A 12866-nucleotide genomic window follows, 5' to 3' on the forward strand; every position below is an offset into this window, starting at 1 on the left:
CAGGGCGCGGGCGGCCATTGTCACCGCAAATGGCCCCTACAATCGACCGGCCCGGCCACGCGGCAGCGCGCGGAGCGTGCCGGGCATCCCCGAAAAACGCAGCAGGACGAGCCCAGCATGAGCATCAAAAGCGACAAATGGATCCGCCAGATGGCCCAGCAGCACGGCATGATCGAGCCGTTCGAACCGGGCCAGGTGCGCGTGCTCGATGGGCGCAAGATCATCAGCTACGGCACCAGCAGCTATGGCTACGACATTCGCTGTGCGCGCGAATTCAAGGTGTTCACCAACATCCACAGCACGGTGGTGGATCCCAAGCGTTTCGATGAAAAAAGCTTTGTCGATTTCGAGGGCGATTACTGCATCATCCCGCCCAACAGTTTTGCGCTGGCGCGCACGGTGGAGTACTTCCGCATCCCGCGCAATGTGCTGACCATCTGCCTGGGCAAGAGCACCTATGCGCGCTGCGGCATCATCGTCAACGTCACGCCGTTCGAGCCCGAATGGGAGGGCTATGTGACGCTGGAGTTTTCCAACACCACGCCGCTGCCGGCCAAGATCTACGCGGGCGAGGGCTGCGCGCAGGTGCTGTTCTTCGAGGGCGATGAGCCGCCCGAGGTCAGCTACAAGGACCGCGGCGGCAAGTACCAGGGCCAGCACGGGGTGACGCTGCCGCGGACCTGAGAGCCTGCCCAAGGTCTCTGCGCGGCGGGCCATGAAGCGGACTTGGGCGGTCTGCCGCGTTGCAAAGCCTCGCCGGGCCACTGAGCCCGCCTGCGTTTTGCGCCTTGCAGCCCATCCCAAGCCGCTTCTTGCCCGCTCGCGCCGAGACCTTGGGCAGGCTCTGAGCCTGTTCAAAGCCCCTGCGCGGTGAGTCATGAAGCGGACTTGGGCGGTCTGCCGCGTTGCAAAGCCTCGCCGGGCCACTGGGCCCGCCTGCGTTTTGCGCCTTGCAGCCCATCCCAAGCCGCTTCTTGCCCGCTCGCGCCGAGACCTTGGGCAGGCTCTGAGCCTGTTCAAAGCCCCTGCGCGGTGAGTCATGAAGCGGACTTGGGCGGTCTGCCGCGTTGCAAAGCCTCGCCGGGCCACTGAGCCCGCCTGCGTTTTGCGCCTTGCAGCCCATCCCAAGCCGCTTCTTGCCCGCTCGCGCCGAGACCTTGGGCAGGCTCTGAGCCTGTTCAAAGCCCCTGCGCGGTGAGTCATGAAGCGGACTTGGGCGGTCTGCCGCGTTGCAAAGCCTCGCCGGGCCACTGGGCCCGCCTGCGTTTTGCGCCTTGCAGTCCATCCCAAGCCGCTTCTTGCCCGCTCGCGCCGAGACCTTGGGCAGGCTCTGATGAGGCCAAAGTGGCTACGGTCTTTTCAAATCCGGCCTGTTTTCCGTTTTCTTCACCCGGCGGTTGCGCGCTGCCGTTGTGGTTTGCGCCGCCTGGGCCAGGGCAGGGCCAACAACCCCAGGGCGATGCAGGCGGCCAGTGCCCAGGCCGGCAGATCGACCAGCCAGCGCAGCAGCAGGCGCAGGGCATCGCCCTTGTAGGTCACTTTGGCGGCGCGGGCGTGGAATTTGGCAAAGCGCGCCGCGCCACTGCGTTCGAGCACTTGCAGGCCGCGCTGGCCATAGGTGGCAGCCAGGCGCAGGGCGCTGGCGCCGTGCCGCTCCGTCAGCCGCATGTGCTGCGCCAGCGTGCCGGCCTGGCCCTGGCTCAGCTGCAGCAGCGCGGCGGTGTGTGGGCCTTGGGCCTTGGCAAAGCGGGCGCTGCGCGCCAGGGCGGCGGCGTCTTCGCTGAGTGCCAGCAGCCGGGGCCCGCCGGGGACTCCGGCCAGGGTGTGCACGTCTTGCAGGATGGCCTGCATGGGCTGCATGGGCTGCAGGCTGTGCAGCGAGCGCTGGCGCTTGAATTGGCGCGCGCTGGCGATGGCGCTCTGGCCCAGCCAGTCGGGCAGGCGGCCCAGGCGGCGCAAGGTCTTGAGCGTGGCGATGCTGGCCTTGGCCGAGGTGGCCCCTGCCGTGATGGGGGCTGTGGCCCCGGCGGTGGCGCCGCTGGCCAGGGCGCTGCCCACTTGCGCGGCGCTGGCGGCCACGCCCAGGGTGGACAGGGCAATGAGCACCGGGTCGGTGGCTTCGTCATGGGCCATGCGCCAGCCTTGGATGCCCAGATCGCGCAGGTCGCCTATGACGAGAAAGTCGCTGGCGATGCCGGCGATCTGGCCGATGTCCTCATCACTGTGGCCTTGCCAGACGCCTTCGCCGAGCTTGCCCAGCTGATACAGCCAGGAGCTGCGCTGCTGGGCAATGTGCTGCTGCAATTGCTGGGCCTGCGGCTGGGCGCGCACGTAGTCGTAGGCCATGAAGAAGTCCAGGTACTGCGCAGCGTCGGCCCAGCGCTGCTCGGCCATGAGCTGCTGCACCTGCGGCAGCGGGTCGATGCGGGCCGTGGCCAGCAGGGCCAACTGGCCGCGCTGCCACCAGGCCAGGGCGGCCGCCAGGGCCAGGGCAAGGCACAGCAGGCGCAGGAGCAACAAGGGCAGGCGCAGCATGGGGGGGCGGGCCTGCGGTTACAAGCGGTTCTCGCCCAGCAGGCGCAGTTGCTCATCGCGCAGGCCCACCAGCAGGGCGCGGCCTTGGGCATCGACGCGCATCTCGCCCCAGCGGGCGAAGTCGTAGTGCTGAGCCGTGCCTTCCTGGAAGAAGAAGGCGTTGGGCCCCAGGCGCGGGATGTGGCTCATCTCGCCAGGGCGCAGGCGCAGCGCGATGGTGCCCGCAGGCGGCGTGGGCTGCATGCCCAGGCTGTGCACGGCGGTGGCGCGCTGCTGCTCGTCCAGGCTCAGGTAGGCATAGCGCGGCGGCGTGGGCCAATCAGGCTGGGTGCTTTGCAGCACTTGGGTGGGGGCGATCTCCCTTTCCAATTGGTAGCTCAGCGCCATGTAGTCGCCCTGCATCAGCGAGCGCGGATCCACCGGGGCCAGCTCCAGATAGACGGTGCGGCCCTGGCGCAGCAAGGTCTCGAAGCCCAGCACGCTCCATGCGGCCAGGCCCAGCACCAGCGCAATGCTCAGGGCCAGTGCGGCGCGCAGCGCGCGCGCATGGCTTGCGGCCTGCGTGGCGGTATGGGAAGAAGCGTCGGGCAGTGTTTCGGATTGATCGGGCACATTGGGCATATCGGACATGGCAGGGCTCCTTCAAGGCTGGTGGTGGCCGGTGGCTGGTGCGCGGCCTGGCAGCAGGCGCTGGCGGTGGTAGGCGGCCATGGCCAGCAGCAGGGCCAGGCCGGAGCCCATCAGCGTGAGTGATTTGTGCAGCAGGCTGACCTGCATCTCGTAATAGGCCAGGCCCAGCGCCACGGCGGCGCACAGCAGGGCCAGCAACAGCCAGACTGGCTGGCGGCGTTGGAACAGCACGGCCGCCAGCGCCAGGCACAGCAACAGGTTGGGGACGGTCCAGGCCAGCGCGGCCAGCCCCAGCGCCGCCAGCCACCACCATTGCGCGCGTTGCAGCAGGGACTGGCCTTGGCCCGGCTGGGCGGCGGCCAGCCAGACCAGCACCAGCAGCCAGGCCAGCGCCGTCAGCCAGGGCATGGCCGCTGCCAGGCCCTGCTGGGACGGGAAGAAGTAGCCGAATGCGCTGGTGCCCAGGGTGGCCATGCCCAGCGCCATGAGCGTCATGGCCTGCAGCGCGGCGTGGGCCCAGCCGGCCAGAGCAGCGGGTGTGCCCGGTGGGGTCGATGGCCTGGCAGCCGCGGCCAGGCCATGCGGCCCGGCGGCGAAGATCCAGCCGGCCAGGGCGGCGCAGAACAGCACGGTGGTGAAGACGCTGGGCGACAGCTTGTGCAGCAGCGTGCCGACCAGGCAGGCGCCCAGCGCGCTGGCCAGGCACAGCACGCGGTGTTGCGGCAGGCTGGGCGGCAGGCTGGCCAACAGCGCCAGGATGGCGATGGGCAGCCAGTCCTGCGTGTCCGCCCAGGGGCGCAGCGCGGAGTTGGACAAGAGCAGCGCCAGGCTCAGCCACAGCTGGGCCAGCACCGACAGGGCAAAGCCCAGTTGCTGCATGAACAGCGACTCGTCCGCCCTGGCGCGCATCAGCCACAGGCCCAGGGCAAAGGGAAGCAGGGCCAGCAGTGCGGTGGGCAGCTCGAGGAGTTCATCAGACAGCAGGCCCAGGCCGCCTGCGGCCAGCAGCAGGCCGCACAGCCAGGCGCTGAAGCTCAGCGCGGCCTTGAGCCACCAGGGCATGGCGTGGGCCTGGGGCGCTGCCGGGCTGGCAGCGCGCGCCGGTTGGGGGGGCTGGGGTTGGCGCGCTGGCCGCGCAGCGCGCCAGACGCGCAGCACATGGCGCGCGGCCAGGCTGGAGGCGGCCAGCAGCGCCAGGGCGACCAGCAGCATCTGCATGTCGCTAGGCATGAAGCGCACTGCAAAGGACCAATAGCCGGCCACCACCAGCATGGCGATGTAAACCATGGCCAGCGCCGCGTCATCGGGGCGCAGCAGGGCACACCAGTACCAAGCCAGGCCGGCGCCGAGCAGGAACAGCAGCACGTGCTGCTGCTGCAGGGGCACGATCAGGCCGATGGCCGTCAGCGGGGCCAGCGCGGCCGCGGCCAATGCCAGCTCGAACCAGCGGCGGCGCTGCGCGGTGAACCAGCGCGGGCGCAGGCTGACGGCCAGCAGCGCCAGGCCATTGAGCAGCGCCAGGGCGTAGATGTGGGCGTGTTGGCTGCTCCAGTGATTGAACAGCAGCCGCAGCGGCCCGGCTGTGGGCTCGATGTCCAGCCAGCGCAGCAGCGCCAGGTCCAACACTGCCAGCCACAGCAGCCAGCAGGCGCCCGAGCGCGCCAGCAGCACCACAGGCAGCATCAGCGCGGCCCAGCTGGCAAACAGCTGCCACATGTCGGCGCCGGTCTGGTACTTCTGCCCGATCAGGGCCAGCAGCGCGCCGATGGCAATGCACACCAGCAGGCAACCCGTGCGCCAGGCCAGGCCGCCCGGGCGCGTGGCCAGCGTGCCGCCACCGGCCAGAAGCAGGGCCGATACGGCCAGGGCAAACTGGCCGAAGCGGCCCAGCGCCTGCCAGTTGAAGGCAAAGAAGAACACCAGGCCCGTGCCCAGCAGCAGCGCGCCGCTGAGCAGGCACAGCCGCGTGAGAAACGCCCGCCAACTGCGCGCGCTGGGCGGGCGCGCGGCAGCGTGCGGATCGAGGGGCGCGAGTGAGAAGAGCGAGGCAGTGGTCGTCATGCGCAGCACTGGGGTGATGGGCGATGGCATCGCCGGGCAAAGCCGCCGTGCATGCACAGCAAACGGCGGCGGGCTCAGGCATCCATGATCGCGCAGCATACCGGCTGCGTGGCACTGCCGGGGTCACGGTAGCGCGATGGGATACCGCGCGGCCTGCGATCTGCGCTGCTGGCAGCTAGCAAAGCGTCGGGTAAATGCGCAGGCGCTGCGATGGGCGCAGAAGTTGCCTTGAAGTCATCCCCATTGGCCGGGGATAAGTTTGTGGACAAGGTGTCGGCGGTTTTGGGATCGCCCTATGGACGGGGCTAGGCTGCCTGGATTTTGGGCAGCGCGATGCCGGGGCTGATCGGGGTCTGCGCGCCGCTGCGCAAGCCCCGATGGGCGTCGCTCACTGCCGGCCCAGCAGCAGGTATTCCATCAAAGCCTTTTGCACGTGCATGCGGTTTTCCGCCTCGTCCCAGACGACCGATTGCGGGCCGTCGATGACTTCGGCGTCCACTTCTTCGCCACGGTGCGCGGGCAGGCAGTGCATGAACAGCGCATCGGGCTGGGCGGCGGCCATCATGCGCGCGTCCACCTTCCAGTTGGCAAAGGCTTGCTTGCGCTGGGCGTTTTCTTCCTCGTAGCCCATGCTGGTCCAGACGTCGGTGGTCACCAGGTGCGCGCCCTGGCAGGCCTGCAGCGGGTCGTCAAAGGTTTGCAGGTGGGCCGGATCGGCCTGGGTGCCCAGGGCTAGGCGCTCGTCGAGCTCGTAGCCCGAGGGGGCGCTGACGTGCAGCTTGAAGTCCAGCAGCTGCGCGGCCTGCAGCCAGGTGTTGGCCATGTTGTTGCCATCGCCCACCCAGGCCACGGTCTTGCCCTGGATGGGGCCGCGGTGCTCGATGTAGGTGAAGATGTCGGCCAGGATCTGGCAGGGGTGGAATTCGTTGGTCAAGCCGTTGATGACGGGCACGCGCGAGTGCTGGGCAAAGCATTCGAGCTTGGCCTGCTCGAAGGTGCGGATCATGACCAGATCGACCATGCGGCTGATGACGCGGGCGCTGTCTTCGATGGGCTCGGCGCGGCCCAGCTGGCTGTCGCCGGTGGTCAGGTGCACGACGTAGCCGCCGAGCTGGTACATGCCGGTCTCGAAGCTCACGCGCGTGCGCGTGCTGGCCTTCTCGAAGATCATGGCCAACGTGCGGTCGGTCAGGCTCTGGTGTTTTTCATAGCGTTTGAACATCTGCTTGAGCGTGGCCGCGCGCTCGAGCAGGTAGGCGTATTCGTCGGCGCTGAGGTCGCTGAATTGCAGGTAGTGCTTGATGGTGCTCATGGGATAGGCCTGGTGAAACGGTGGGGCGGCCGCCCAGATGCCCGGCTTGGGCGCTGGCGGCCGTGCGGCAGAGCGCGTGGGCAGAGGGGCTCAGCGCGGCTGGGCCAGGAAGTTCTGCACGACTGGCAGCAGGCGCTGCACGAGCTCGTCGGCCTCGGCCTCGGTGATGATGAGCGCCGGCAGCAGGCGGATGACGCGCTCGGCCGTGACGCTGATGAGCAGACCGGCGTCAGCAGCCTGCTGGATCAGCGCCGCGCAGGGGCGGTCAAGCTCCACGCCGATCATCAGGCCCTGGCCGCGTACGTCCACGACTTGTTCGAGCGCGCCCAGGGTGGCGCGCAGGCGCTGCAGCAGGTGCTCGCCCACGCGCTGGGCGTTGGCCAGCAGTTGGTCTTGCTCGACGATGCGCAGCGTCTCCAGCGCGGCGCGCATGGCCAGCGGGTTGCCGCCGAAGGTGGTGCCGTGGTTGCCTGGCTGGAACAGCCCGGCGGCCTTGGGGCCGGCGACCACGGCGCCCACGGGCACGCCCGAGCCCAGGCCCTTGGCCAGGGCCATGACATCGGGCTGGATGCCGGCCCATTGGTGTGCGAACCATTTGCCGGTGCGGCCCATGCCGCACTGCACTTCGTCAAGCATCATCAGCCAGCCGCGCTCGTCGCACAGCGCGCGCACTTGCTGCAGGTACTCGATGCGCGCGGGGTGGATGCCGCCCTCGCCCTGGATGACTTCAAAGAACACGGCGGTGACTTCAGGCTCGCCCTCCACGGCCTTTTTCAACCCTTCGATATCGTTGAAGGGCGCGCGGATGAAGCCTTCCACCAGCGGGAAGAAGCCGGCATGGATCTTGGGGTTGCCCGTGGCCGAGAGCGTGGCCAGCGAGCGACCGTGGAAGGCGTGCTCGCAGACTACGACCTTGGGGTGCTTGTAGCCGCGATCGTTGCCGAGCTTGCGCGCCAGCTTGAGCGCGGCCTCGTTGGCCTCCAGCCCGGAGTTGCAGAAGAACACATTGCTCAGCCCGCTGTGCTGCACCAGCTTTTGCGCCACCAACTCCTGGCCGGGCACGTAGTAGTAGTTGGAGCAGTGGATGAGCTGGGCGACCTGCTCTTGCAGCGCAGGCACCAGCTTGGGGTGGGCATGGCCCAGCGTGTTCACGGCGATGCCGCTGAGCGCGTCGAAGTATTCGCGGCCCTGCGTGTCCCACACGCGCAGGCCCTTGCCGTGCGCCAGCGCGATGTTCACGCGCCCATAGGTGTTCATGACGTGCGGTTCGGCAAGCGGCGCGGGTTGGCTCATGGCTCGGCTCCTTCAGTGGCTCTGGGGAAAACACAAAAGGCGCATTCTATGCGCCCCTTGTGGCCGTGCCTGGAGGGATGTTCCGCGCGAATTCAGCGGCCCAGCGATGCCGCACGCGCCTGGGCCGGCTCAGCCCTTGGGTTGCTTGGCCGGGCGCTGCCAGCCGGACACGGTACTGGTCTTGGCGCGCGTGACGCTCAGGCTTTGCGCAGGGGTGTCGCGCGTGATGGTGCTGCCCGCGCCGATGGTGCTGCCCGCGCCGATGGTCACCGGCGCAACCAGTACGCTGTTGCTGCCGATGTGCGCGCCCGCCTCGATCACGGTGCGGTGCTTGTTGGCGCCGTCGTAATTGGCGGTGATGGCGCCAGCGCCATAGTTGACGTTGGCGCCCACGCTGGCATCGCCCAGGTAGGCCAGGTGGTTGGCCTTGGCGCCATCGGCCAGGGTGCTGTTCTTGACCTCGACGAAATTGCCGATGTGCACCTCTTGGCCCAGCTGCGCGCCGGGGCGCAGGCGCGCAAACGGGCCGATGCGCGCCGCATCGCCAATCTGCACGCCGGCGGCTTCGCCGTCAATGTGGCTGTAGGGCTGCACGATGCAGCCCGCACCGATCTGCGCCTGGCCAATGTGGCAGTAAGCGCCAATGCGAGTGCCCTCGCCCAAGGCAACCTGACCGGTGAAGATGCAGCCCACGTCGATCTCCACATCCGCTGCGCAGTCGAGCTGGCCGGGCAGGGCGCTGCCGGGCGCGGCGCGCAGCTCGAAGCGCTCCGGGTCCAGCAGGCGCACGCCGGCCTGCATCAGCTGCTGCGCCTGCAGGCGCTGGTATTGGCGCTCCAGCGCCGCCAGCTGCTGCGGGCTGTTCACGCCGGCGACCTGCCAGGCCTGTTGCTGTGGCAGGCAGTGCGCATGCACGGCCACGCCATCGGCCACGGCCATGGCGATCACGTCGGTCAGGTAGTACTCGCCCTGGGCGTTGTCGCAGGTCAGCTTCTGCAGCCATTGTTTGAGCCGTCGCGCCGGGAAGGCCATGATGCCGCTGTTGACCTCGCAGATGGCGCGCTGCGCGGCGCTGGCGTCCTTGTGCTCGACGATGCCCTGCACATGGCCTTGCGGACTGCGCAGGATGCGCCCATAGCCGCTGGGGTCGTCCAGGGCCACGGTCAGCAGCGCCACGTGCTCGTTGGCGCACAGCTGCAGCACGGCGCGCAGCGCGCCTGGCTCGACCAGCGGCACATCGCCCAGCAGCACCAGCACCATGTGCTCGTCGGCCAGCGCTGGCGCGGCCTGCTGCACGGCGTGGCCGGTGCCGTTCTGTGGCTGCTGCAGGGCTGTGCGCAGCTCGGCGCCGTCCAGCAAATGGCCGGCGCTGGCGCGGGCAAAGGCATCGACCTGCTCGGCCCCGTGGCCGCTGACCAGCACCAGCTGCTGCGGCTGCAGTTGCCCGGCCGCTTGCAGAACATGGGCCAGCATGGGCCGGCCGCCCAATGGTTGCAACACCTTGGGCGTGCGGCTTTTCATGCGCGTGCCCTTGCCGGCGGCAAGGACGACGATGGACAGGGCTGGGGCAGTGGCGTTCATGGGGCGATGGCACGATGGCAGCAAAAAAAGCAGCGCGCATTATGGATGGCTCTTGCCGCGCCGGCCCCCAGCCTGGCCGCCGGCAGCCCGGCGCAGCAGTGATAATGCGCCTGACGTAACGCTTGGATACAAGCCTTGCGCTCGCAGCGCACACCGCGCCGGCGGCGCGCTTGGGTGAACACGGACAGGAATGAACCAATGGATTGGATGGTGATTGCACTGGCGCTGTTGGGCGCTTATTTGCTGGGCTCGTTGCCCTTTGCGGTATTGGTCAGCCGCGCCATGGGCCTGCAGGACCCGCGCACCTTTGGCAGCGGCAACCCGGGGGCCACCAATGTGCTGCGCTCGGGCAGCAAGCTGGCGGCGGCCCTGACGCTGCTGCTGGACGCCGCCAAGGGCTGGCTGCCCGTGGCCCTGGTGGGCTGGTACGGGCCGCGCTACGGGCTGTGGGAAGGGGCGCAGGCCTTTGTGGGCCTGGCGGCGTTTGCCGGGCATGTCTGGCCGCTGTTTTTGCGCTTTCGCGGTGGCAAGGGCGTGGCCACGGCCCTGGGCGTGCTGCTGGGGCTGAGCCCCTGGCTGGGGCTGGCCGTGCTGCTGGTCTGGCTGCTGGTGCTGGCGGGCTCGCGCATTTCGTCGCTGTCGTCGATTGTGGCCGCCATCGCCGCACCGGTGATTTACGTGCTGGGCGCCAGCCAGCTCTGGCCCTATGCGCCCAGCGCCCAGCTGGCGCTGATCGCCATGACCTTGGTGCTGCTGTACCGCCACGGCGGCAACATCTCCCGCCTGATGAAAGGCACCGAGCCGCGCATTGGCCAGGGCAAGCAGGCCGCCCAGGCCACGGCTGCACCGGCCGAGCCCGGCGCGCCTGCGACCAGCGCCGCCGCACTGCGCAATGCCCGCAAGGCCGAGCGCAAAAAGCACAAGCGCACGCGCCACAGCCAGCGCTGAGATTTTGACGAGAAGCGCGGCAAGGCAAAAAGCCCCGCTTGGGAATGACTCCCGGGCGGGGCTTTGTTCTTGGGTGAGTGCTGACTTGCTTACTTGCTTTTGAGCACCAGCGAGCGCGCGTCGCGCGTCATCTGGTAGTGGTTGAGAAAGGAGTTGCCCAGCAGCACGAAGGGCATGGGCTGCTGTACCACGGTGGCCGGCACGTTGCGCTGGGTGAGAGTGCCGATGCTGACCGTGGGCAGGCGCACGGACCAGCCCTGCGCCTTGCCGTTGGCCGTGGCGATCTGGATGGGCTGGCCGCTGCGCTCGTAGTCGATGCCCAGGCGGCGGGCGGTGTTGGCGTCCAGGGCGATGGTGGAGGCGCCTGTGTCGACGATGAACTGCACCGCATGGCCGTTGATCTTGCCCTCGCTCATGTAGTGGCCGTTCGGACTGGGGCTGAGCGTGAGGGCCGTCTTGCCGGGCGTGACGTGCGTGGGCGCCTGGCCCACGAGCAGGGTCTGGCGGCTGCTGCCGATCTGGAACGTGGCGCTGTTGCCCTGCACCTCGAGCAGCTGTACCCCGCCCAGGCTCTGGCCTTTGGCCAAGGTGCGCGGCTGGCTGCCATCGACGCTGACGATGGCGCGGCTGCCGATGGTGCCCACCAGCCGCACGTCCTGCGCGGCTGCCGCGCTTGCCAGCAGCAGCGCGCACAGCCCGCCCAGCAGGGCTGCGGGCTGTGGCCTGCGGCTTTGTTGGCGGGGGCGCTTGCTCACTGCGGAGGGCATGGCTTGGCGCGAGTGGGGATCAGTCGCGGAAGTTGTTGAACGACAGCGGCACGTCGGCCACTTCCTTGCGGATCAGGGCCATGGCCGCCTGCAGGTCGTCGCGCTTGGCGCCGGAGACGCGCACGCTGTCGCCCTGGATGGCGGCTTGCAGCTTGAGCTTGCTGTCCTTGATGTGTTTCTGGATCTGCTTGGCCAGCGCGCTGTCGATGCCATTGCGCACGCGCACCAGTTGCTTGAGCTTGTCGCCGCCGATCTTCTGCGGCTTGTCCAGATCAAGAAAGCGCACGTCCACGTTGCGCTTGGTCAGCTTGTTGCGAAGAATGTCCTCGACTTGCTGCAGCTGAAATTCTGAATCGCCCAGCAGCGTGATTTCCTTGTCCTTGAGCTCGATGCTGGCGCTGGTGCCCTTGAAATCGAAGCGCGTGGCAATTTCCTTGCTGGCGTTGTCCACGGCGTTGCGCACTTCGACGAAATCGGCTTCGAGAACGGTGTCAAAAGAAGGCATAGGGCAGGCAAATCCAAAAAAAGAGCGTCCGCAGCGGTGGGACAATACCGCGCGATGTTAGTCGAAAAAAACGTCCCTCTTAGACCCTACAACACCTTTGGCATTGCGGCCAAGGCCCTGGGCCTGGTGCGCATCCGTCAGGCCGAGGAGCTGCGCGCCTTCGCCCGCCTGTGGCAGGAGCAGCGCCGCGCAGGGCTGGCGCCAGCCAAGCGCGTCGCGCCCGAGTGGGAGCCGCTGGTGCTGGGCGGGGGCAGCAACATTGTGCTCACCGGCGATGTGCGCCGCCCAGTGCTGAAGATGGAAATCCTGGGCAAGCGCGTGGTGCACGAGGACGCGCAGGGCTGGCTGATCGAGGCCGGCGCTGGCGAGCGCTGGCACGAGCTGGTGCGCTGGAGCCTGGAGCAGGGCATGCCCGGGCTGGAGAACATGGCGTTGATCCCCGGCACCGTTGGCGCCGCGCCGGTGCAGAACATTGGCGCTTACGGCGTGGAGCTCAAGGACCGCTTCCACAGCCTGGACGCCATTGACCTGTGGAGCGGCGCCAGCCTCACGCTCGACGGTGCGCAATGCGCTTTTGGCTATCGCGACTCCATCTTCAAGCACCCGCCGGGCAAGGCCGTGGACGCTTGGCCGCCAGCGCCCGGACAGTTGCCGCCAGCGGGCATGGGCCTGGCCGGACGCGCCGTCATCACCCATGTGCGGTTGTGGCTGCCCAAGGCCTGGCAGCCGCAGCTGCAATACCAGGATCTGGAGCGGCGCATGGCCGCCAGCGGCATTGCCGCGCCCAGCGCGCAGCAGGTGTTCGACTGGGTGGTGGACATTCGCCGCAGCAAGCTGCCCGACCCGCAGCAAATCGGCAACGTGGGCAGCTTCTTCAAAAACCCCACCGTCACGCCCGAGCAATGCCGCGACATCATCGCGCGCGAGCCGCGCATCGTGCACTACCCCATGCCTGATGGCAGCGTCAAGCTCGCCGCTGGCGCCATGATCGACGCCTGCGGCTGGAAGGGCAAACGCATCGGCAACGCCGGCGTGTACGAGAAGCAGGCCCTGGTGCTGGTCAACCTGGGCGATGCCGCGCAAAGCGTCACCGGCGGCGAAGTGATGATGCTGGCCAAGGCCATCCAGACCAGCGTCTATGAGCGCTACGGCATCCGCCTGGAGCCCGAGCCGGTGGTGGTGTGAGCGTTGGTCTCATGCCAGGGCTGCGAGCAGGCCTGCCAAACCCATTGTC

Annotated in this window: 11 protein-coding genes; 3 read left to right on the forward strand and 8 right to left on the reverse strand. The window is 68.3% G+C overall.

The genetic code is table 11. The features are described from left to right. Nucleotides 1-117 precede the first annotated feature (117 nt). A complete protein-coding gene (gene dcd, locus CK620_RS12185; protein ID WP_095540497.1) occupies nt 118-684 on the forward strand; it encodes a dCTP deaminase in 567 nt (188 codons plus the stop codon). Nucleotides 685-1386: 702 nt separating this feature from the next. Here dcd and CK620_RS14425 read toward each other — a convergent pair. The 6 genes from CK620_RS14425 to glmU form a co-directional block, all read right to left on the reverse strand. After that, nucleotides 1387-2535 (reverse strand): hypothetical protein, encoded by a 1149-nt coding sequence (locus CK620_RS14425; protein ID WP_095550529.1) that lies wholly within the window; start codon nt 2533-2535, stop codon nt 1387-1389. An 18-nt stretch (nt 2536-2553) separates the two neighbouring features. Beyond that, a complete protein-coding gene (locus CK620_RS12195; protein WP_238946128.1) occupies nt 2554-3165 on the reverse strand; it encodes a GDYXXLXY domain-containing protein in 612 nt (203 codons plus the stop codon). 12 nt (nt 3166-3177) lie between these two features. Continuing rightward, on the reverse strand, nt 3178-5226 hold the full coding sequence (locus tag CK620_RS12200) for a DUF2157 domain-containing protein (RefSeq protein ID WP_179290650.1): 2049 nt from the start codon (nt 5224-5226) through the stop codon (nt 3178-3180). Nucleotides 5227-5614: 388 nt separating this feature from the next. Further along, complete coding sequence (argF, locus tag CK620_RS12205; protein ID WP_095540448.1) at nt 5615-6538, reverse strand: ornithine carbamoyltransferase; 924 nt, start codon at nt 6536-6538, stop codon at nt 5615-5617. Nucleotides 6539-6628: 90 nt separating this feature from the next. After that, nucleotides 6629-7831: an aspartate aminotransferase family protein gene (locus CK620_RS12210; RefSeq protein WP_095550532.1), complete on the reverse strand. Its 1203-nt coding sequence runs from the start codon at nt 7829-7831 to the stop codon at nt 6629-6631. A 129-nt stretch (nt 7832-7960) separates the two neighbouring features. Next, complete coding sequence (glmU, locus tag CK620_RS12215; protein WP_095550533.1) at nt 7961-9412, reverse strand: bifunctional UDP-N-acetylglucosamine diphosphorylase/glucosamine-1-phosphate N-acetyltransferase GlmU; 1452 nt, start codon at nt 9410-9412, stop codon at nt 7961-7963. Nucleotides 9413-9610: 198 nt separating this feature from the next. Here glmU and plsY point away from each other — a divergent pair, with 198 nt between their 5' ends. Next, nucleotides 9611-10360 carry a glycerol-3-phosphate 1-O-acyltransferase PlsY gene (plsY, locus tag CK620_RS12220; RefSeq protein WP_095550534.1) on the forward strand — a complete coding sequence of 250 codons (750 nt, stop codon included), beginning with the start codon at nt 9611-9613 and terminating at the stop codon, nt 10358-10360. An 89-nt stretch (nt 10361-10449) separates the two neighbouring features. Here the strand turns inward: plsY and CK620_RS12225 are convergent, their stop codons facing one another. Both CK620_RS12225 and CK620_RS12230 read right to left on the reverse strand, forming a co-directional pair. Then, on the reverse strand, nt 10450-11115 hold the full coding sequence (locus tag CK620_RS12225; RefSeq protein WP_179290651.1) for a retropepsin-like aspartic protease family protein: 666 nt from the start codon (nt 11113-11115) through the stop codon (nt 10450-10452). A 31-nt stretch (nt 11116-11146) separates the two neighbouring features. Further along, nucleotides 11147-11632: a YajQ family cyclic di-GMP-binding protein gene (locus CK620_RS12230; protein ID WP_095540453.1), complete on the reverse strand. Its 486-nt coding sequence runs from the start codon at nt 11630-11632 to the stop codon at nt 11147-11149. A 54-nt stretch (nt 11633-11686) separates the two neighbouring features. On the opposite strand from CK620_RS12230, the gene murB reads away from it, so the two are divergent. Next, nucleotides 11687-12817, forward strand: coding sequence for a UDP-N-acetylmuramate dehydrogenase (gene murB, locus CK620_RS12235; RefSeq protein ID WP_095550536.1), 1131 nt, complete (start codon nt 11687-11689; stop codon nt 12815-12817). Nucleotides 12818-12866: the final 49 nt, after the last annotated feature.

This window comes from Vandammella animalimorsus (assembly GCF_002285285.1).
Taxonomy (GTDB): Bacteria; Pseudomonadota; Gammaproteobacteria; order Burkholderiales; family Burkholderiaceae_C; genus Lampropedia; species Lampropedia animalimorsus.